Here is a 21424-nt window from a genome sequence, read left to right on the forward strand (position 1 = left end):
TCCGGCTCCAAAAATAAAGACGGCCGCACTGTAAGAGCGCGGCCGTCTTTTTATCCATGCTGATTATCTTAACTCTTTGAATTCAATCCAGTCGATCTGCAGGCCCGGCTTTACGAAATCCAGTTTCATTTCATACAGGCCCGCTTCCAGCCGGAACTTCACCAGCTTCTGTCTGATCCATCTGCCGTCCGTACCGTTCGTCTGAATAGTGGCCAGCATCTGACCGTTCAAGGTCACATTGCATGCACTTTGTGCCAATTCCGTTTCGGTGCTCATGATGCCTACGATCATCCGGTACTCGCCCGCTTGTTCCACTTTGATAACGGTCGTTCCGGCTGGGGCAGGCTTCACCTGTGCATTCCCGGCCAGCGACTGTGCCTGCTCAGCCGAAAGGGCGGGATTCGCCTTGAAGCTCTCGACGGTTTCCTCACTCACATGCGGTCTTGAGAATACCGGCGCATTCATGATGAACCGGCAGATATTCATGGCAGAGCGCTGAAGTTCGCCCCGGGTCAGCGTGCCATTGTCCAGCGAGTCCAGGGTATTGTCATCATAGGCGTTGACTTCGGAGCCATAGTTGCTTACCACCATGTACAGGTCATTTTGCGCACGGACCATCCAGTTCGTGTTCTTGCGGTCTGCGGGACCTCCATCCACAACATCATTCATAATAGCCCACCAGTCGGTCATCACAATGCCCTGAAACCCCCATTCGCCGCGAAGAATCGTAGTGTTCAGGTCATAGTTCGAAGCAGCCCAATGTCCGTTAACCGGATTATAGGAGGTCATGACCGAGTTCGCGCCGCCCTCTTTTACCGCAATCTCAAAGCCCTTCAGATAAATCTCACGGACCGCGCGTTCAGATACGATAGCATCCACCTTGCTGCGGTGCTTCTCCTGGTTGTTGCAGGCAAAGTGCTTGAGGGTGGCATTCGAGCCGCCTTTCATAATCCCGCGCGTGCACGCTGCTGCAAATACTCCGGAAATCAGCGGGTCCTCCGAAAAATACTCAAAGTTGCGTCCATTAAGCGGACTGCGGCGGATATTCAGTCCCGGTCCGAGCAAAGTGTCCACACCGTTTCTGACCAGTTCCCGGCCTTCCATGACATACAGCTCTTCAACCAGCTCTGCATTCCAGGTGGCTGCAAGCAGTGTACCGATTGGAACCTGAGTCGCCTTGTGTCCGCTGTCCATCCGGATCCCCGAAGGGCCGTCTGCCGTACAAGCTACCGGAATGCCGTAGTTGAACAATTGGTCGCTGACTCCGCCAAAAGCGGAAGCCGTCCCCGGTGTAACCAGCGGACTGCTCATCCCTTCCCCTCTGACGATGACTGCCAGATCCTGGTCGCTCAGTTGGGCGATGAAGGTGGTCATGTCTACTTTTCCATCATGCACATCTCTTAAGGTATAACCTTGATTGCCGGTCTGTTCAAGCGTTGCGGGCAGATTCTGCTCAATCCGCTCTTTCAGCGAAACCTTGCGCGTCGGTACGTCAACATAGAGCAGTTCATAGGAACCGTCTTCCTTCCGGGCGCCCGGCTTCATCCGCATAAAGCTTTCGGTTGGCGCCAGCGCTTCCTGCAGCTGTTCGACCACCTCCAGAGCTTCCAGCACATAACCGCTGCGTCCCTCTACCTGCACTTCCGCCAGTTTCTTGATGCTGCTTCCCGCATAAATACGATAGGTCCCCGCTTCCAGCACATAAGCAGAAGGATGCCCGGTCACACCGGCATCATCATAAGAGGCCATCGAATGAACCGGGAAGCTCACAAGGAGGCGCTGCGACTCACCCGGCTGGAGGACCCCCGTTTTGCCGAATGCCGCCAGCACTTTGGCCGGTTGTCCCAGCTTGCCTTGCGGTGCTTCGTAATAGACCTGGACAACCTCTTTCCCGGCATAAACGGTTCCTGTATTGGTTACGTTCACCGCGATTTCAGCATATTTTTTACCGTCCCGGCTGACCAGCCTGGCTTCTTCCGGCTCGATATTGAAGGTGGTATAAGATATCCCGTAGCCGAACTCGAAGTGAACTTTTTCCGGACAGAAGGTTTCAAAATAACGGTAGCCTACATAGATATCTTCCTGATAGAAGTTTTTGAACTCATTGCCGTAATTTGCAGTTGAAGGATAATCGTTGATGGAATGCGCGATGGTATCGGTTAATTTACCGCTTGGCGTCACTTCCCCGGACAGCACGTCGGCAATGGCATTGCCCCCCTCCATCCCGCCGTGCCAGGAGTAAAGCACACAAGGAATAGGATGCGCATAGCTGGTATCGTTCAGCCAGCTCATATCCATAATATTCGACACATTCAGCACGACGATGGTCTGCTCAAAATAAGCCGTTACCTGCTTCAGCATCGTCTGCTCGTCCGCGGTTAACTGGTAGCTTCCCGGCGCATCGGCATTATCCTGATCTTCCCCTGCTGTGCGTCCGATGATAATAATCGCCTTATCCGACTTGCTTCTGGCCTGGGCTACCAGCTCATCGGTCAGAGGCATTTCCTTCTGGTGCCACGGCTCTGCCGCCCAGGCTCCGCCGCCGTTGTCAAAAGGATTGTGCTCAATCCACTTCTCATAGACCGCCGCCAGCTCTTCGTTGACAGCTAGGTTCTTTTTGCTGCGCAGCCCATCCAGCAGGTTGGTTGTGTAGGAGACACGCACACTCCCGCCCGAACCTGTGCCGCTGCGGTAATAATTCACCTGGGTTCTGCCAAACACCGAAACGGTTTCCCCGTTCCGCAGCGGAAGCACCTGGCCTTCATTGCTCAGCAGCACCGCGCCTTCTGCACCTACAGTCCGGCTGAATTCTGCAAAACCCTCTAATGGAACTCCTAAATTCTGTGTAGTCAATTTCGTTTCCTCCTGATTGTCATTTCCCTATCCAGTGCAGGTTCTTTAGAAAGGGGCTTGTCCCTTCCGAAATTTCTAAGATTTCCCGAACCCGTGCATATCTACTACTATAAAGAATCCCCTTTCAAGAATCAAAGGGGCGGTATGACCATTTAAATATATCAAATAAGCTATTACTACTGCCGCTGCCGGAAATCTGACCGCTGCTGCGGACCAGATTTTTTTATTTCCTCCTCTGCTTCATCATCCGGTTATACATCACCAGCGCGGCAATAATCATCCCGATCATCGCAACACTGCTAGCTGAATCCGGCGACATCCCAAACATGAGACATACGCTATTCACCAAAGTTCTCGTAAGCAGCGCAACCATAATCAGCATCAACGGACGCCAAATATTATACCCTCTCATCCCCTTAACACTCCCAATCTATTATTTATGACAACTAATCATTTTTTCTCCTAGCTATTAGTTGCTATTATAGCATAAGAAGGAATGCGCATACATTTTCGCAAAAAAGCCCGGCATCATCCACTCCATCTACCTTTGACAGGAACACATGTTCGGTATATAATTCCCAATATGAGGGGGATTCTGTATGGATATGATGGAGAAACTGGAAATTTTAACGGCTTCGGCCAAATATGATGTCGCCTGCACCTCCAGCGGCTCCGAGCGTAAAAACCAGGCCGGCGGCCTGGGCAATGCGGTCAGCATGGGGATTTGCCACAGCTTTGCTGCAGATGGGCGCTGCATTTCACTGCTTAAGGTGCTGATGACCAACGGCTGCATATACGACTGCGCTTATTGTGTGAACCGTAAATCGAACCAGACACGCCGGGCTGCATTGACACCGGAGGAACTCGCAGATCTGACCATGCAATTTTACCGCCGCAATTACATAGAAGGCCTGTTTCTTAGCTCCGGGATTATGCGGAGTCCCGATTATACAACCGAGCAAATGATTGCCGCTCTTGAGCTCCTGAGGAACACTTACCACTTCCGGGGTTATATCCATGTGAAGGCGATTCCCGGCGCAGATGATGTGCTGCTGTCCAGACTTGGCTTGCTGGCTGACCGCATGAGCGTCAATATCGAGCTGCCTTCCCAGGAAAGCCTCGGCCGGCTGGCTCCCGACAAAAGTAAGAGCTCTATTCTGAAGCCTATGTCCCTGATTAAGGAAAAGATTAACGAGAACCGCTCGGATCTCGTCAAATATAACCACGCCCCCCGCTTCGCTCCCGCCGGCCAGAGCACCCAGATGATTGTAGGGGCTACGCCTGACACGGACTTCCGTATCCTGACCCTCACCGAAGGGCTCTACCGGAAGTATGGCTTGAAGCGCGTTTTTTTCTCTGCCTATACCCCTGTTGTGGAGCATTCTCTCCTACCCGCTCTAGACACCAAACCGCCGCTCCTGCGGGAGCACCGCCTCTATCAGGCCGATTGGCTGCTGCGCTTCTACGGCTTTCAGGCGGGGGAGTTGCTGGATGAAGCTGCGCCTAACTTTAATCCCCTGCTGGACCCCAAATGCAGCTGGGCGGTGAACCACCGGGAACAATTCCCGGTTGAAATCAACCGTGCTGCGTATGAACAGCTGCTGCGGGTGCCTGGAATCGGTGTAAGGAGCGCACAGCGGATTGTTAAGGCGCGCCGGGCCGGGGCACTGGATTTCGCAGCCCTGAAGAAGCTTGGCGTGGTACTCAAACGCGCACAATTTTTCATTACCTGCAAAGGAAAAATGCTGGAGGGCCTGAAGGTAAGTGAACACACTCTGCTGCGTTCACTGATGTCCGGACAGGAGCTTGCTGCGTTAGAGCCGCCGCAGTACGAGCAGCTTACCCTCTTCGACGACTCCGATCTGGCAGCATTGCCGGCGGCAGGGGCCGCGGTGCATAAGAGAGGAGACTGGCCTTAATGTTTAAGCCGGCTGCGTTGGCCTATACTTATGACGGCAGCTTTGAAGGCCTGCTGTGCTGCGTGTTCGAGAGCTATCAATGGAAGGAAACCCCGCTTGCCATCCATTCGGACGGGGAAGAACAAGGACTGCTGCTGGAATCGAAATGGATTGCTACCGACAGCAGCAGAGCAGACCGGGTGCTGAAATCGCTCCCGCTGCGCATCTGCCCTGAGGCAGAGGAACTCGTGCGCCTGGGATTCTGGTCATGCACGCCGGACAAGGAGCTGCTGCTGCTAAATTTTCTATACCTTGGCTTCACCCATGGCCGCAAGGTAATGAACATGCTTGCTGACGATACGGTGAATACCCTGCATAAGGCGGTTCAGCAGCTTCGGCGGGAGGCACATCTGTACCTGGGTTTTGTGCGCTTTTCCGTGTACGGTCCGGTTATGGCGGCGGTCATTGAGCCCAAGGGATTCGTACTGCCCGTCATTCAGGATCATTTCTGCGACCGCTACTACGGCGAAAGCTTCATGATTTACGACAAAACCCACCGCGTGGCCCTTATCCACCAGCCCGGACAGCAGGCCATTATTCCGCTCGAGGAATGGATACCGCCGGAGCCGGATGCTGCGGAGGAAGAATACCGCCGCCTATGGAAGGGGTTCTATAACGCCATCGGCATCCGCGAGCGCAAGAACGACCGGCTGCGGTCCTCGCTGATGCCCAAGCGGTACTGGAAGCACCTTACGGAGATGAAGGGCAGCACAACAGCAGCAAATGGCAGCAAGCCAACAGGCAGCAGCAAGAAGCTGGAAGAAGGTGCCCCACGGCTGGAACATGGGGAAGTTGATAACTCACAGTAGAAATCCTTTTTTCTACAAAAATAACAGCTAAAAAAGCGAAGCTCCCGTAAATCCAGGAGGCTTCGCTTTAAACTAAAGGATATTTTATTTGGCTTGATCTCTTTACTTAACGCCTTAACTTCCTGTTCCGGTAATTCGGTGAGCTGAACTACAAAGTCCACATCGTTTCCCATCGCCTTTTTCAACATCGGTTCATTCAAGGTTAGTGTCTCCCCGTTTGCGACCTCAAGCTTTGAATTTCCTGTTCCGAAAGCCCCGAGGCTTTAACGATAACCGAAATCTCCACTCCGAGGGTTAGGAGTTCAAGAGCCATATCCTCCGCCTTCTTTCGCGCACCTTCTGCTCTACCTTCTGCTCTACCTTCTGCTCTACCCTCTGACTTAGCCCCTTCCATCCGTGAAACCTCATCACGCAGATATTTCATCCGGGCTTCGTATTCCATACGTGTAGCGGCATCCTGACTCAGGAACTCCAGTGTGTCCATTGCCTTTTTCAACATCGGTTCATTCAAGGTCAACACCTCCCAATTGGGTTGTTCAACACCCTTCAAGAACAGCAGCCAATTCACTAAACCACCTGCAACCGGAACAGCCTGTTCTTCCAACTTCGTTAGCTCCATAACATGAATCTCCAAATCATCGATCAAAGAAATTCCAGTCTGATCCTCACGAAGGTGAAAAACGTTATGATAGCGATCATTAGGCAAACAAGAGTAATTTAGAATATTGATCGTTACACACTTCTTCAACTGGCTGTAATTGTCTCCCTTTTGAATCTGGTGGTAGTACATTTCACTCCAATAAAAAAGAGTACGTTTCTCCATATTATAGGGATTAAACAACTGCATCTCGATGTTAATACGTTTGCCTTCCGCAGTTTTAGCCTTAATATCTAGAATTGACTGTTTTTCTGCAGGAGTATCTTTGTCTGTATATGGATTCATTATTGTGATTTCAGTAAGCGGGGACTCCCCAGCTTCCATAAACGTACTGTTTAGAAAAGCCAGCAGGACATCCTTATTATTCTCACTGCCAAATATTCGTTTAAAAATAAAGTCGTTCCGTGCGTCGAGTAATTCCACCGTCATCACTCCAATCTTATACAGCAATTATATCATTCTTCCTAGATTCATTGTATACACTGACAGACCTTTACATACAAGTTGCCACAGACATAAACAAAAGACACTCCGAAGAGTGTCTTCTATGAAGATGATCAAACCTTATGCCTTTAGTTCAAAGCCTTCCATACCCAGTTCTCTACCTCTGGCAGGTCGATGCCTTCTTCACGGATATATTGGTTGTGCTTCTTCACCATAGCATCCATTTCGTCCGCAATCGCTTGATATTTACCGGCATCCGGCAGGCTCAGTACAGCTTCCTTCGCCAGGTCGAAGCGGTCCATCTGATTCAGTACACGCATATCAAATGGTGTGGTAATATCGCCGTTCTCACGGTACCCGTGCACATGCAGGTTATGGTTGTGGCGGTCAAAGAACAGATCCTTGATCAAACCTTCATAGCCATGGAATGCGAAGATGACAGGTTTATCCTTTGTGAAAAATCGATCAAACTCAGCGTCAGATAAACCGCGCGGGTCCAGCTTCTGGCTTCTCAGCTTCAGAAGATCAACCACGTTGATGTAGCGGATTTTCAGGCCAGGCAGCTTTTCATGCAGGATGGAAATGGCAGCCAGGCTCTCCATGGTAGGCTCAGTACCGGACGAAGCAATAACCACATCAGGCTCTCCACCCTTGTCTGTGCTTGCCCAGTCGATGATTTTCAGTCCTTTGTCCACCAGTTCTTGGGCTTCGTCAGCCGAGAACCATTGCGGGCGCGGATGTTTGGAGGACACAATCAGGTTGATCTTTTGACGGTCATTTAAGATCGTATCGAAGACAGCCAGCAGGGTATTGGCATCCGCCGGCAAATATTCACGGATAAATTCCGGTTTCTTGTCTGCCAAGTGGCCGAGCAACCCCGGGTCCTGGTGAGTGTAGCCATTATGGTCCTGCTGGAACACTGTCGATGTTGCGATGACATTCAGGGACGGAATATCCGCACGCCAGCTTTGGTCTGTCGCTTTGCGCAGCCATTTGAAGTGCTGGGTAATCATCGAGTCCACTACACGCAGGAACGCTTCATAGCTTGCGAAGAAACCGTGGCGGCCTGTCAATACGTAACCTTCCAGGAATCCTTCAGCCTGATGCTCGGATAACTGCGAATCAATCACCCGGCCATAAGGAGCGAGGAATTCATCGTGCGGTTCCTTGATTTCATCCATCCATTGGCGTTTGGTCACTTCAAACACAGGACCCAGGCGGTTCGACATCGTTTCATCCGGTCCGAAAATTCTGAAGTTGCGGTTCTCTTCGTTGAGCGTTACAACCTCTTTCAGGTATTTGCCCAGCACTGCCATATCTTGTGCAATCACTTGCCCAGGAACGGAGTTATCGAGTGTATAGTTGCGGAAATTGGGTTTGTGCAGGTCTTTAATCAGGTGGCCGGCGTTCGTTACAGGATTCATTCCCATACGTCTGTCGCCAGTAGGCAGGATTTCAGCAAGCTCTGCATTCAAACGGCCATTCTGGTCGAATAATTCTTCCGGTCTGTAGCTGTTCAGCCAATCGAGCAGTGCAGGAGCGTGCTTCATGTTCTTCTGATCCACTGGAATCGGAACCTGGTGGGCACGGAACGAGCCTTCGTTCGGCACTTTATCCCATTCTTTCGGGCCGGTCCAGCCTTTAGGGGTACGGAACACAAGCATCGGCCATACCGGGCGGGTGGTGTCATTGTTTTCACGCGCGTTCTTCTGGATTGCTGCAATTCGCTCGATGATGGTGTCCAGAACCTTCGCCATTTCCGGATGCATCAGTTCAGGATTTTCACCTTCTACAAAAAAAGGCTCCCAGCCCATGCCTGTAAAATAAGCGGTTAACTCCTCTTTCGACATCCGGGACAGAACAGTCGGGTTGCTGATCTTGAAGCCGTTCAAATGCAGAATCGGCAGCACTGCGCCGTCTGTAATCGGATTGATGAACCGGTTGGAGAGCCAGGAAGCCGCCAGCGGTCCGGTTTCAGCTTCACCATCACCCACAACCACGGCAGAGATCAGATCCGGGTTATCCAGAATCGCACCCACGCTGTGGGACAGGGAGTAGCCGAGCTCTCCGCCTTCATGAATCGACCCTGGAGTTTCCGGAGCCGCATGTGATGCCACACCGCCAGGGAAGGAGAATTGCTTGAACAATTTTTTGAGACCAGGGATATCCTGCGTGATTTCCGGGTAGATTTCGGTGTAGCTTCCATCCAGATAGGAGTTGGATACCATGACCTGGCCGCCATGGCCCGGACCTTCAACATAGAACATATCCAGATCATATTTGCAAATCACGCGGTTCAGATGGGCATAAATAAAGTTCTGGCCGGGAATGGTTCCCCAGTGTCCAATAGGCTTAACCTTGACATCTGCATCCTTCAATGGTTCTCTTAACAACGGGTTATCCTTCAAATACAGCTGTCCTACCGATATGTAGTTAGTTGCACGCCAGTAAGCGTCGAGTTTGGCCAAGTACGTTTTTGATGAATAATCCACAGGCAGAGTTGACAATCCCATTTCAATCCACTCCTAATCCATTTTTCTTTTTTCTGAACCTAATTACTTCCACAAGTACATCATACCTCTGGGTTTATAAAATTCAATCATTTTAACAATTGATACGGTCCAATTTTGTGAAATTTTGAACATAGTATAAAATACGGAGCTAATTATTTGTAAAAAAATCTTTATTTTTATAAATATGTGACTAAATGTATGAATCTATGTATCCTAAAAAATACAAAAAAAGACCAGGGAATCCTCCCCGGCCTGATCGTCAGAACGTTATTGAACCGATACAAATGTATTGAATTTCAGATATTTGTAATGAAACCGCATATGCGAAAATTCGAAGGGCGTGCCATTATCCAGGAAGAATATTCCCTCCATAATCCCCACAGGTTCATTGTCCTGCAGATGGAGCAGCTCTTGATCATGGGTCCCGGACGGCTCGGCAAAAATGGATAAAAAGGATTTGGTCACCGCCAGATTCCGCGACTCCTCCAAATAATGAAAGATCGAGCCTTCGATAATCGTCTGGTCCAGATTCTGGACAATTTTGATCGGAATATAGCCCGTTTCGATCATAAACGGCTCGTCATCGAACAGGCGCAGGCGGATAATTTTGTATACAAAATCATGGGGCTGCAAAAACAAATCCCGCTGCAGCTCTTCCGTAGGCCGGATCACCTCGAAATTCAGCACTTTGACCTTAGGCTTTTTGCCATCCATCTGAAAGTTGTCGGTAACCCCCAGATTAGTACCCTCGTAGTTAAAGATCGATTCATTTTTTATGTATAACGGGTTGATAAAGGTGCCTGAGCCCCTTTTTTTGAAAATAATTCCCGAATTCTCCATCTTCATCAGCGCACGTTTGATCGAACTGCGGCTCACCTGGTAAGTTTCGCTGAGACTGCGTTCATCCGGCAACCTCATATCGGCAAACTGTCCCGCAAAGATCTTCATTTTGAGGTCATCAATAATTTGCTTATAGACAAATTGGCTCATGGGGTACTCCTTTTTGAAATCTATACAGAACTAAACATTCACGATTAAATATATCATAATTAGGACAGGGTTCATACCGGACGGACGAAATAGAACGTTTTCCTACAAATGTGGCTCGTGTAAGCGTCTTTATTGTAAAGTTATGTTCCATATACTCTGTTATTTTGTTACTTCTGGCCGTTTTCCTGATCTGCTATTCTGGATTTGTAAGCGGTACTACAAAGTTTATAAGGGAGGTTGTCGCTTTTGAAAAAGAAAACATGGCTTGCGGGGATGACATCGCTCGTTCTTCTCACAGGGCTGCTGGCAGGATGTTCCGGCAACGGTAACAGCAATAGCAGCTCTTCTGCTCCCAATAATGAAAGCGCTGGCACAAATGCTTCTGGATCATCCAAAGGCACGGTTACGCTAAAAATGTGGGGCGGAGTTCCGCCTGAGTCGGGACCGCAGGAGGTTATCGATAATTGGAATAAGGCGCATCCCGAAACTCAGGTGGAATATGTCCGCTTCGTCAATGATGATGACGGAAATCTCAAGCTCGACACAGCCATGGTTACCGGGCAGGATGTAGATTTATTCGTGAACTATACGGTGTCCCATGCGGCCAAACGGGTAGAATCCAATCTTGCGCTCGACCTCAGCTCATTCACTGATTACAATATTGATGAAAAAATGGGCAGTGACGCTGAAGGCTGGAAGATTAACGGCAAATATTACGGTGTTCCCACGACAAAAAGCGCGTTCTTCATTGCACTGAACAAAGATGCCCTTGACGCTGCGGGCCTGCCGGTTCCGAAGGACTGGACCTGGGACGAGCTGCGTGAATACGCGAAAAAGCTGAAGGTAGGCGACAAATACGGATTCATTCAGAATATGGAACCGTTCGTGGACCCTATTGATTCTGTGCTGTCGCAGGAGGGCTACACCAAAGCGGACGGTACTTCTAATCTGGATCATCCCCTCGTCCGGAAATGGCTGGAAACGCTGAATGGAATGATGCAGGAGGACAAGACCACACCGCCGCTTGGAGAACAATTGACTTCCAAAATGCCGGTTGAACAGGTATTCCTGAGCGGAGAAGTGCCTATGCTCAACATCGGGGCCTGGCTGCTGCGCAGTTCGAACAATTTCACGGATTTCCCGCGTGATTTCAAGATTGCCTTTGCCCAGGTTCCCCGGCTTGCAGACAGTGCAGACCAATATGTGACCCGCGGAGGCTTAGGAGACTATATCTCCATTAACGCCAATTCCAAAAAACAAGAGGCAGCCTGGGAATTCCTGAAATGGTACTCCGATGGCGGTATGGCGCCAATGGCTGCCGGGGGAAGACTGCCGGCATCCAAGGATGCGAACCAGGACGATGCCCTGAACAGCCTCCTCGGTGATAAACGCGATACTTATGACCTGGATTCACTCATGTATGTCATGTTCGATGACAAGACGCCGACTTATGTCCGCAGTCTGCCGCAGGAAGTCATGGATCTGCGTTCCCAGGAGTACGAGAAATACTTCCTTGGTTCACAGTCGCTGAATCAGACCATCGACGCCATGGTGGCACGGCATAATAATTTTTTGAAGCAAAAGAAATAAAGAGGAAATGTTTGTCCGCCGTTTTGTAACTGTGCAGTGCAGCCGTTTCCGATTCTATTTAAAGCGAACTTGAAAAAACTAACAATAGGGAAAAGGGATGGAGGGGAAGTTTGGAACTGTAGGAGCGAATGCGTCCGCCTTTGTCTGCGGATTTCCACCGCGAACAGCGGTATCAATTGAAGAAATCTGCAGACAACAGCGGCCGGAAGTCCAAACATTCTCCGTAGTCCCGACGAAGTCCCTAATGTAAATATCTTGAGTTCACTCTATATAGCATTAGTTGGAAAAAGGTTAGCTAATTTGCTTGGGTCCCCGATAGTTGATTTTCCGGAAAAATAAGTTCCGCAGGGCAGCTTCGAATAGAACAAATCTTTGTATTTCCCCTCCCCAACCTCCCCTTTCCTGAAACAAAACCATACAATTTTAAATATTGCGTTTGCAGCTTTTTTAATATGCTATAATCTAGGCAACACCCACAACGTATTGGAGGTCGCATCCGTGTGTCAAAACTAATGCGTTTACTGATTCCCCAAAAGCTGAAATACCGCTTGTTCGCGGCCTTTGTTTTTTTGATTCTGCTGCCCTTCTGTGCTCTGAATTTATACAACTATCAGCGTATTGAAAGCCTGGTTCAGAAAAAAATCAGCCAGCAGAGCCACTATCAGCTGGAGCAGATGTACCGGACACTGGAGGATCAGATCAGCATCGCCTTCAAAACCCTAATCTTCCTCAAGCAGGATGAGACGGTAAAATCCGTATTGACCCATCCCGAACAGCAAAGCGGGCTTGAAAATAAAAGGCGGATCGAGAACATTTTCAAAAATCTGAATAACAGCTTCTTTCTCTATAATCCTTCGGTTTATTTTATGATTCTCGATTTAAATGAAAGCGCATACACCTCTTACCCGCCAAGAGAGTCTCTGATTTACAAGGATTTGCGCGAGAGTCCCGGGTTTGACCGGAAACTGATGAATCCCAGCTCGTATCATTGGGTTCCCAATGACAGCAACTATGTGCTGAGGGATGTGTCGACCAGTGCCTACCTGCTGTCCTTGTACGCTTATCTGGAGAATACGCAGAACAAGCCTTACGGCATGGCCCGGATCAGTATTGACTATTCCTATTGGCTGCAGTCCATTCACAAGCAATCGGATCTTCAGCAGCAATACTTTATAATCTCGCACACGGGGGAGGATATTTCCCAGTCGGTTCCCAAGAGCAGTTTGCCGGAGCAGGTCAAGGCCAGAATCGCGGAGCATCCGCAGCAGCAATATTTTATCGACAAAGCTTCTAATTCTCTGATCAATTATATCTATGTGGAATCCCTGGACTGGTACATCGTCAACCGCATCCCGCAGTCCGTGCTGTTTGTGGAGATTGAGGAGCTGAAGCGGCAGTACTTTATCACTTTTTTTGCGCTGATGGGCATTTTTCTGATGATGACCTTCGTCATTGCTACAACGATTACCCGCCCGCTGTCCCACCTGCAGAACAAGATGAAGGCTGCTGTACAGAAAAGTCTGAAGATCCGGCTGCCGGAGCACAAATTCAGAGGTGAAATTCTGGATCTCACCCGGACCTTCAATACTATGCTGGATGACACCAACCTGCTGATTCAGAAGCTGAAGGCGGAAGAGCGGCAGAAGGAAGCCGTCCATTTTCAAATGCTGCTGGCCCAGACCAATCCCCACTTTCTGCTGAATACGCTGAATACTATCAAATGGATCGCCATCAGGGAGCAGAATGAGGACATCACCAATATGACCCTTTCCCTCGGCAAGCTGCTGGAGGCCAGTCTGAATACCGATAAGGATCTGATCTATCTAAAAGATGAAATCGGGCTGGTGCAGGCCTATGTCCATATTCAGCAGGTCCGGTACCGCCATAAATTCGAGGTCACCTGTGAGTATGATGAAGATATTCTGTACGCGCTGGTCCCCAAGCTCAGCCTGCAGCCGCTTGTAGAAAACGCCATTATTCACGGGATTGGACCGCTGCCGGGCAACGGCTTAATTGAAATTAAAGTATACCGGGAGGGGCCCGGCACGCTCATTGTTGAGATTAAGGATAACGGTGTGGGCATCGAGCAATCCAAGCTCAAACGTACGGAACGCAGGCGTCCGGGCATCGGACTCAGCAACATTGAGGAACGGCTGCGGCTCCTGTTCCGGGAGGAAGGCTCTATGGACATCCTCTCCTCCGATCAAGGCGTAACGGTCCGGTTCACCCTTCCTTTTCTGTTATCCACACCTTATGGCACGGAACATCCGGCTTAATACATCCTATACACCGGGAGGTAATCATTCATGTGGAAAGTATTGCTGGTTGAAGATGAAGTCTTTGTACGGGAGTCTGTGCGGGAGATCATTGCCTGGGAAGAACTAGGTTTCACGGTTAGCGGAGAGGCAGGAAATGGTGCAGAGGCCCTTGATATCATCCGGCGGGACGTACCGGACCTGGTGATTACAGATATTATTATGCCTGAAATGGATGGCGTCGAGCTGCTTAGAAGAACCAGGGAAGAAGGCTATAGCTCCCGTTTTGTAATGCTCACTTGCATGAGCGATTTCGAATATGTCCGGCAGGCGATGGAATACGGGGCTTCGAATTACATTTTGAAGCTGTCCATGAGTGTGAATTCACTGCGGGAGACACTGCGCAAAATCAGCAATGAGCTGCTGAAGGACGGAGAGAAGCGTGACAGTAGTCCTGACCCGGTGCAGGCGAAGAGCGGAACCGATGAGCGGAACGCCAAAGCGCTGCCGCCGCTGCTTCATGAGGAAGTCACCTCCCATCCGGAGATTCAGAAAATCCTGCAGTATATCCACGCCCATTACCCGGAGGATATTACCGTGAAGTCGATGTCCCAGTATGTCATGATGGGCGAAAATTATGTCAGCACCTTGTTCAAAAAGAAAACCGGGCACACGCTGATCCATTACCTGCACCAAGTGCGCGTGAATCAGGCGATTCAGTATCTGTGCCATTCCGACCTGCCCGTATATGAGATTGGCAACCGGGTCGGCTTCGTTAACGATAATTATTTTATCAAAATATTCAAGCGCCTGACCGCACAAACGCCAAGCCAGTACAGGCAGAACAACAGGAGCAAACCCGAACCCGTAACCATCTGAATCTTGATTTCGCCCGGCTGTACAGCAGCGGTTTTCCCTAACAGGAAGGCCGCTGTTTTGGTGTCCGGATAGAACAACGGATAGAACAAAACTACGGATGAGCCGTGCTGCCGTCTGGCGCAAATGTATACTTCTGTAGCATGAAGTCGGGGGTTTTGTTCCTTAACCGCTTTCATTCCGCTTGTTATGCTTGACATGAAGAAGCAAACGAGCGAAAAGGAGTGAATGATGTGAAAACATCTTGGATGAAACGGCAGCAGCATCTGGGCTATCTGTTTATCGGGCCTAATATGATTGGCGTGATTCTATTTTTTATTATACCTGCCATCTATTCCTTCTATCTGATGTTCACAGACTACAAGTTTATGAGTCCCGACACAAAGTTTGTAGGCCTGGACAACATTCAGAGAATGCTGGGCGATGAAGTATTCTATATTGCCATCAAGAACACCCTGATGTTCCTGTTATCTGTACCTGTATCCATTGGACTTGCCTTCATTGTGGCAGTAGTTCTCAACCGTTCTGTATATTTGAAAAAACTGCTGCGGGCGCTGTATTTCATGCCCTACATTACCAGCGGGGTGGCCGTTGCCTTTGTCTGGATGCTGCTGTTCCAGCCGAATAACGGCCCTATCAACGGTATCCTGCGGGCAATTGGCATTGCCAATCCCCCCGGATGGCTGTCTACCATGGAATCTTCCATGTACGCCATTGATATCATCTGGATCTGGTTCATGCTCGGCTACAATATGATCATCTATCTGGCTGCGCTGCAGGAGGTATCCGGTGAACTGCTGGAAGCGGCCAAAATCGACGGGGCCCGCACCTGGCAGACCGTCCGCAGCATCCTGTGGCCCCTGGTCAGTCCCACGACCTTCCTGCTGCTGATTACGGGACTCATTATGTCGATTAAGCAGTTCGGGATTATTCAGGCGATCACGCAGGGCGGGCCGGGGAACAGCACCACCGTATTGTCCCTGTTTATTTACCAGAATGCCTTCCGTTACTACGAAATGGGCTATGCATCCGCCGTATCCTGGGCGCTGTTTGTGATCATCATGATCTTCACCGTCGTCCAATGGCTGGGTCAAAAACGCTGGGTTCACTACTAAAGGAGGAGCGGCCATGAATAAAGCTGTGTTCAATAAAAGCCTTATCACGCTTGTGATGCTGTCCCTGAGCGTTGTGATGATCGTTCCGTTCCTCTGGATGATCAGCACCTCGTTCAAGACCCCTGCTGAAGTATTCCAATATCCGATCCAATGGATTCCCGTCCACTTCAACTGGAGCCATCATGTGAAGGTATGGACGGGAGAAAACAGTTTCATGCTCTATTATTTAAATTCCCTTAAAGTTTCAGTGCTTAGTACCATTGGTGCAGTCACACTCTCCTCACTCGCCGCCTATGGCTTCGCACGGATTCAGTTCAGAGGGCGGGATACCATGTTCATGGTGTATCTGTCCATGATGATGGTGCCGCCTCAGGTGCTGTTCGTGCCCAAATTCATCATGTTCGACTGGGCTGGCATCTACAACACCCACTGGGCGCTTATTCTGCCGGGGTTTTTCACCATCTTCGGAGTCTTCATGATGCGGCAGTTTTTCCTCTCTGTGCCTTATGAGATTTCGGAGGCCGCCTTTATTGACGGAGCCGGCCACTTCCGGATCTTCTCCCGGATTATTCTGCCCATGGCCAAACCATCCATCGCTACTCTGGCCATCATCGACTTCTCCTGGCACTGGAATGATTACGAGAACGCCCTGGTCTTTCTAATCGATCATGACCTGTTCACCGTACCGCTGGGTCTGCAAAACTTCATTCTGGAGAACAACGTGGACTACAACGGCATGATGGCCGCTGCCACCGCCGGGATTATCCCGATGATTATCGTCTTCCTGATTGGCCAGAAATACATTATTGAAGGCGTGGCCAGTTCGGCGGTAAAGGGCTGAAATCAGGCTGCCGGGCGATCCTCAGCAGGCACAGCCTGTGTACCTGCCAAAATGGACTTTATGCTTTTTTACAGCCTTCTGTAGTTGTTGGGTCAGCTGGATAGTATAATAGATCCAACTGCAATTCATTTCAGATCCAGAAGGCGAAGGTTGACTTAAAGACATGCTGGGAACCCTAAAAAAGCCGTTTATCGCTATCGTTGTTTTTATAGTATTCATCACCGCTGTCCGCTTAGTATGGACGAACTATCTGACGACTACGGATTATGCAAAAGCTCCGGCCGCCCAAGACGGCGTCTTGGACCTGCGGAATTTCAGCTTTACCGGACACCAGACGCTGCAGCTGAAAGGGGAGTGGACCTTTTACCCCTCTGTTCTGCTGGTTTCCGGTGCAGGCAGCGATAACGGCAACGCTCCGGCAGCCCAAGCGGAAAAGGTGTTCGTACCCGATTTGTGGGACGGATATTTCCCGCAGGATGGCTCAGCGTTCCATTATGGAACTTACCGCTTGCAAATCAGGCTGGATCAAGAGACGAAACAAACCTTCGCCATGAAAATATCCAGAATAGGCAATGCCTCATCGGTGTATGTAAACGGTCAATTGCTGGCCTCCTCCGGGCACCCGTCCTCCGATCCCGGCAAACATCAGGCGCAAAATGTTCCTTATACCGTAACCATTCCTGCCGGGAGCCCCACGCTGGATCTGGTCATTGAGGTATCCCATGATGCCGGCAAAGGGGGAATCGAGAGAGCGATCCGCTTCGGTACGGTCGATGCCATTCAACAACGGAATTCCCTACTGGTCGGACTGCAGCTGCTGCTCTGCGTCATTCTTTTCATAAATGCTCTATACGGCGTAATCCTGCGTCTCTTGAGCTCCAACAAAGGGTTGAGCTACTTTGCCTTTTTTATGATATTCACTCTGTTCAGCGTACTGATTTCCGATGACAGGCTGCTCTTCCAATGGTTCCATATGGGCGATGCCTGGGAGATAAAGATTGTGTATCTCACTTATATCGGTGTCAATGCCTTCATGTGCCTATTGATCAACAGCCTGTTTCCTTCCCGCGTCCCTAAAGTGACAACGCACATTATAGCCTTTTGCTGGACCCTATATGCCCTGTTTATCCTGATATCCCCATCATCATATATTCAGGCTACATCCAAACTATTGCTTGTACTCGGCCTCACCTCGGTCATTCTGGGCGGCCACATCCTCCGCAGAGCCATTCAGCAAAAAGAAGATGTCATCTTCCTGCTGCTCGCCTGCATCGGCATAGGAATCAATATTCTGTGGTCGGCATTCATGCACCTTTCACCCGAGAATGAACTCATCCATTATCCGTTTGACCTGATTTTCGCCCTGCTTGCCTTTGCGGCGTTCTGGTTCAAACGATTCTTCCATGCGATCGATCAGTCGTTGCTGCTGGCCGGGAAGCTGCAGCTTGAAGATAAACGGAAGGATGAGTTTCTGGTCAATACCTCGCATGAACTGCGCAATCCGCTGCAGGGGATCTCAACGATGCTGCAGGTGATCCTGGATGATCAGTCCCATCCGGTTCACCCGAAGCAGCAGGAACGTGTGGAGATCATTAAAAAAGTCAGCAGCCGGATGAGCTTCATGCTGGACGATTTGATCGACATCACCCGTCTGAAAGAACAAACCATTCCGCTGGAAATTAAGCCAGTGCGGCTGCAGTCGGTCGTCTCCGGTGTGCTGGACATGATTAAAGTCATGCTGGATGGAAAGCCGGTCCAGCTGCGGGCAGACATTGAGGATACCTTCCCTGCCGTTCAGGCCGATGAACAGCGGGTGATCCAAATCCTGTTCAATTTACTGCATAATGCGGTGAAATTTACGGATAAAGGCTTCATCACCGTTCGTGCTGTAAGAAAGGGGCCTATGGCCGAGGTGCAGGTGGAGGATACCGGGATCGGAATTCCCGAAGAAGCGCTGCTCCAGATTTTTCATCCCTATGAGCAGGCGGACAACCATTTCAAACGGGCCAGCGGCGGTTTTGGCCTCGGACTGAGTATTTGCAGACAATTAGTGGAGCTTCATGGGGGAACGATCACTGCGGAATCGTCTTTGGGCGAAAAAACCCTCTTCCGGTTCACGCTGCCATTAGGGGACGGCAATCCTGCGGAAGAAGACTTCCAACCGTCATCCCTTACGAACTTATCCGTGCCTTTGGATGAGATTGCGGCTGCAGCGGAACCCCCTGTTGAACGGGGCATTTCCCCCAATGAATCTGGAGCACCTGCATGCCGGCTTTTGATTGTAGATGACGATGCGGTGAATCTGAATGTGCTTGCCCAAATGCTGGAAACGGAAGGGTATGTGATCGACGCCGTAACAAGCGCGGAACTGGCGCTGGCCGAAACCAAGCGGCAACGGTACGATCTTGTCATTACGGATGTCATGATGCCGCATATGTCCGGTTACGAGCTGACAGAGCTCATCCGCGAGCGGTTCAATATTTCGGAACTGCCGATCCTGCTGTTAACGGCCAGAGTCCGGACGGAGGATATCTTGACCGGATTCCGGGCAGGGGCCAATGACTATGTCAAAAAGCCTGTAGATGCCTGGGAGTTAAAGGCCCGGGTGCACGCATTGACCCAGCTGAAGACCTCCATCGACGACCGTCTGCGGATGGAGAGTGCATGGCTGCAGTCGCAAATCCAGCCTCACTTTCTGTTCAACACTTTGAACTCCATTGCCGCATTGGGCATGATTGATTTCAATAAAATGCAGACCTTGCTCGATGAATTCAGCAATTACCTGCGCCTAAGCTTTGATTTCAAGAACGCGTCTCCACTTGTCCCGCTTGAGCATGAGCTTTCTCTCGTCCGTTCCTATGTCTATATTGAAAAGGAACGTTTCGGCAGCCGGTTAACGGTGGTGTGGAATATCGAAAGCGGGATTGATATCCTCATTCCGCCCTTGTCGATCCAGCCTCTGGTTGAGAATGCCATCAAGCACGGGCTCCTCAGCCGAAACCGGGGCGGAACCGTATCGGTTAACGTCTGCAGGTTAGCCGAAATGGTTGACATTTCAATCATCGATGACGGAGGCGGAATGGACAAGGATTACCTGAGCCAGCTCCTGACCTATTCGAACCGGTCCTCCAGCCGAAGCGGCATCGGCCTTATCAATATTAACCGCCGATTGATGCAGCAGTTCGGCACAGGCCTGGATATTCAAAGTTCGCTGGACCAGGGAACCTGTGTCAGCTTTCAGATTCCATACCAAAAAGGATGAATCCGGGGATTCATCCTTTTTGCCGTTTCTTTTCCCAATCCTTATACCATTTCACAATCTCCTGGTTTGGCTTCTCGGACAGCTCCGCTTCCATAATCGTCTCCAGCAGCGCATACTGCCTTTGCACCAGAAAATGAAATCCCATCCTGTCGCAGATTTTCAAATATAATAATTGCGCCTGTTCTTCTAACGGATAGCGGGAGCAAATATGCTCAATATGCTTGAAGGCCTGTTCAAGATCTTCGCTCTTCACATACCAATGAACCAGGTTCTGCTTCAGCCGGATCCACTGCAGCTGGAATCTCTGTCTTTCCAGCTCTGCCCACACATAGTCATACCCTTCCAGATATTCGCTCTTGAACAATTTCAGGATGCGTTCATATTCAGACACCGTGTCCTTGGAGAGCTCCATGCCGGCCTTAACAAAGCGGTCAAACTCGTCGACGTCCAGATAGATCCCTTCCAGCTTCAGCAGATAGCCGTCGGCCGTATTTTGAAGAAGAATCCGGTCTCTACTAAAGGGCTCAAGCATTCTTCGGATATGATAAACAGCGGTATATAACTGCGAGTAGGCTCTATTCAGATCAAAATCGGCCCAAAGCAATTCGATTAAAGTTGCTTTGCTGACCACTTTGCCGCGATGATGAAGAAGATAAAAAAAGATTTCCTGCGCTTTCGCCGTTCTCCATTGAAGCGGTGCACGTTCCTGCGTTCCTTCATATATCCTGAATTCGTCGAACATTAAGAACTTCCAATTTTTAGGTTTCGCTGTTGAAGAAGCCGCTATCCCGGCCTTCAGATGGGAATTCAATCTCTGAACCGTAAGACTGAGGCGGTCCGGATGAACCGGTTTCAGCACATAATCGAGCGCATTGAGCTCAAACGCTTTAATCGCATATTCATCATATGCCGTGACAAATACAACCTGCAGACTAGGCTTGTGTTCCAACAGCATTTCAGCCAGCTCGATCCCGTTCAGCTCCGGAATATGGATATCCAGAAATACGATATCGATATCCGTCTCTTCCACCATTTGTTTCCCCTGAAGCGGGTCGGTATATTTGCCGGCAATTTCAAAATCGCCGAGCATCAGCAGCTGGTGCTCCAAATATTTCAACGCCAATTCTTCATCGTCAATCAGGATTGCTTTCATTCGGATCTCCTTCACAACGGGTAAATCGGTACAACCGTATGTTCATTATACTTCAAATTGTAATGATTTGGGGGTTGAAGGAAAATAACCTCTCCTTCAACCCCCAT

At 49.9% G+C, this 21424-nt stretch carries 14 protein-coding genes; 8 read left to right on the forward strand and 6 right to left on the reverse strand.

The annotated features are described in order from the left end of the window. Positions 1-63: 63 nt before the first annotated feature. Positions 64-2853 (reverse strand): glycoside hydrolase family 3 C-terminal domain-containing protein, encoded by a 2790-nt coding sequence (locus PRIO_RS01435; protein ID WP_020427554.1) that lies wholly within the window; start codon positions 2851-2853, stop codon positions 64-66. 223 nt (positions 2854-3076) lie between these two features. Continuing rightward, positions 3077-3265, reverse strand: a complete 189-nt coding sequence (locus PRIO_RS01440; RefSeq protein WP_020427553.1) for a hypothetical protein — start codon at positions 3263-3265, stop codon at positions 3077-3079. Between the two features lie 187 nt (positions 3266-3452). Here PRIO_RS01440 and PRIO_RS01445 point away from each other — a divergent pair, with 187 nt between their 5' ends. After that, positions 3453-4772, forward strand: coding sequence for a putative DNA modification/repair radical SAM protein (locus PRIO_RS01445; RefSeq protein WP_020427552.1), 1320 nt, complete (start codon positions 3453-3455; stop codon positions 4770-4772). Further along, positions 4772-5620, forward strand: a complete 849-nt coding sequence (locus PRIO_RS01450; protein ID WP_020427551.1) for a TIGR03915 family putative DNA repair protein — start codon at positions 4772-4774, stop codon at positions 5618-5620. The genes PRIO_RS01445 and PRIO_RS01450 overlap by 1 nt, the downstream gene beginning before the upstream one ends. Before the next feature lie 202 nt (positions 5621-5822). On the opposite strand, the gene PRIO_RS01455 is transcribed toward PRIO_RS01450, so the two are convergent. The 3 genes from PRIO_RS01455 to PRIO_RS01465 form a co-directional block, all read right to left on the reverse strand. Further along, complete coding sequence (locus PRIO_RS01455; RefSeq protein WP_046506292.1) at positions 5823-6707, reverse strand: Rpn family recombination-promoting nuclease/putative transposase; 885 nt, start codon at positions 6705-6707, stop codon at positions 5823-5825. Between the two features lie 143 nt (positions 6708-6850). Continuing rightward, positions 6851-9235, reverse strand: coding sequence for a phosphoketolase family protein (locus PRIO_RS01460; protein WP_020427548.1), 2385 nt, complete (start codon positions 9233-9235; stop codon positions 6851-6853). A 267-nt stretch (positions 9236-9502) separates the two neighbouring features. After that, positions 9503-10225 carry a GntR family transcriptional regulator gene (locus tag PRIO_RS01465; RefSeq protein ID WP_020427547.1) on the reverse strand — a complete coding sequence of 241 codons (723 nt, stop codon included), beginning with the start codon at positions 10223-10225 and terminating at the stop codon, positions 9503-9505. 246 nt (positions 10226-10471) lie between these two features. Here PRIO_RS01465 and PRIO_RS01470 point away from each other — a divergent pair, with 246 nt between their 5' ends. The 6 genes from PRIO_RS01470 (at position 10472) to PRIO_RS01495 (ending at position 20164) form a co-directional block, all read left to right on the forward strand. After that, complete coding sequence (locus PRIO_RS01470) at positions 10472-11815, forward strand: ABC transporter substrate-binding protein (protein ID WP_020427546.1); 1344 nt, start codon at positions 10472-10474, stop codon at positions 11813-11815. A 500-nt stretch (positions 11816-12315) separates the two neighbouring features. Continuing rightward, on the forward strand, positions 12316-14091 hold the full coding sequence (locus PRIO_RS01475; RefSeq protein WP_144412080.1) for a sensor histidine kinase: 1776 nt from the start codon (positions 12316-12318) through the stop codon (positions 14089-14091). Between the two features lie 30 nt (positions 14092-14121). Beyond that, positions 14122-14949, forward strand: a complete 828-nt coding sequence (locus tag PRIO_RS01480) for a response regulator (protein WP_020427544.1) — start codon at positions 14122-14124, stop codon at positions 14947-14949. 230 nt (positions 14950-15179) lie between these two features. Beyond that, complete coding sequence (locus tag PRIO_RS01485; protein ID WP_020427543.1) at positions 15180-16061, forward strand: carbohydrate ABC transporter permease; 882 nt, start codon at positions 15180-15182, stop codon at positions 16059-16061. A gap of 13 nt (positions 16062-16074) precedes the next feature. Next, entirely contained in the window at positions 16075-16902 is an 828-nt protein-coding gene (locus tag PRIO_RS01490) for a carbohydrate ABC transporter permease (RefSeq protein ID WP_020427542.1), read from the forward strand. Between the two features lie 163 nt (positions 16903-17065). Beyond that, a complete protein-coding gene (locus PRIO_RS01495; RefSeq protein ID WP_020427541.1) occupies positions 17066-20164 on the forward strand; it encodes a hybrid sensor histidine kinase/response regulator in 3099 nt (1032 codons plus the stop codon). A 10-nt stretch (positions 20165-20174) separates the two neighbouring features. Here the strand turns inward: PRIO_RS01495 and PRIO_RS01500 are convergent, their stop codons facing one another. Further along, positions 20175-21317, reverse strand: coding sequence for a response regulator (locus PRIO_RS01500; RefSeq protein WP_020427540.1), 1143 nt, complete (start codon positions 21315-21317; stop codon positions 20175-20177). Between the last annotated feature and the right edge of the window lie 107 nt (positions 21318-21424).

The sequence above is a fragment of the Paenibacillus riograndensis SBR5 genome (assembly GCF_000981585.1).
GTDB classification, from domain to species: domain Bacteria; phylum Bacillota; class Bacilli; order Paenibacillales; family Paenibacillaceae; genus Paenibacillus_AQ; species Paenibacillus_AQ riograndensis.

Bases quoted from the DNA above. Each gene is read 5' to 3' on its own strand.
- PRIO_RS01440 (WP_020427553.1), bottom strand. From the start codon at position 3,265: ATGAGAGGGTATAATATTTGGCGTCCGTTGATGCTGATTATGGTTGCG.
- PRIO_RS01445 (WP_020427552.1), top strand. From the start codon at position 3,453: ATGGATATGATGGAGAAACTGGAAATTTTAACGGCTTCGGCCAAATAT.
- PRIO_RS01450 (WP_020427551.1), top strand. From the start codon at position 4,772: ATGTTTAAGCCGGCTGCGTTGGCCTATACTTATGACGGCAGCTTTGAA.
- PRIO_RS01455 (WP_046506292.1), bottom strand. From the start codon at position 6,707: ATGACGGTGGAATTACTCGACGCACGGAACGACTTTATTTTTAAACGA.
- PRIO_RS01460 (WP_020427548.1), bottom strand. From the start codon at position 9,235: ATGGGATTGTCAACTCTGCCTGTGGATTATTCATCAAAAACGTACTTG.
- PRIO_RS01465 (WP_020427547.1), bottom strand. From the start codon at position 10,225: ATGAGCCAATTTGTCTATAAGCAAATTATTGATGACCTCAAAATGAAG.
- PRIO_RS01480 (WP_020427544.1), top strand. From the start codon at position 14,122: ATGTGGAAAGTATTGCTGGTTGAAGATGAAGTCTTTGTACGGGAGTCT.
- PRIO_RS01490 (WP_020427542.1), top strand. From the start codon at position 16,075: ATGAATAAAGCTGTGTTCAATAAAAGCCTTATCACGCTTGTGATGCTG.
- PRIO_RS01495 (WP_020427541.1), top strand. From the start codon at position 17,066: ATGCTGGGAACCCTAAAAAAGCCGTTTATCGCTATCGTTGTTTTTATA.
- PRIO_RS01500 (WP_020427540.1), bottom strand. From the start codon at position 21,317: ATGAAAGCAATCCTGATTGACGATGAAGAATTGGCGTTGAAATATTTG.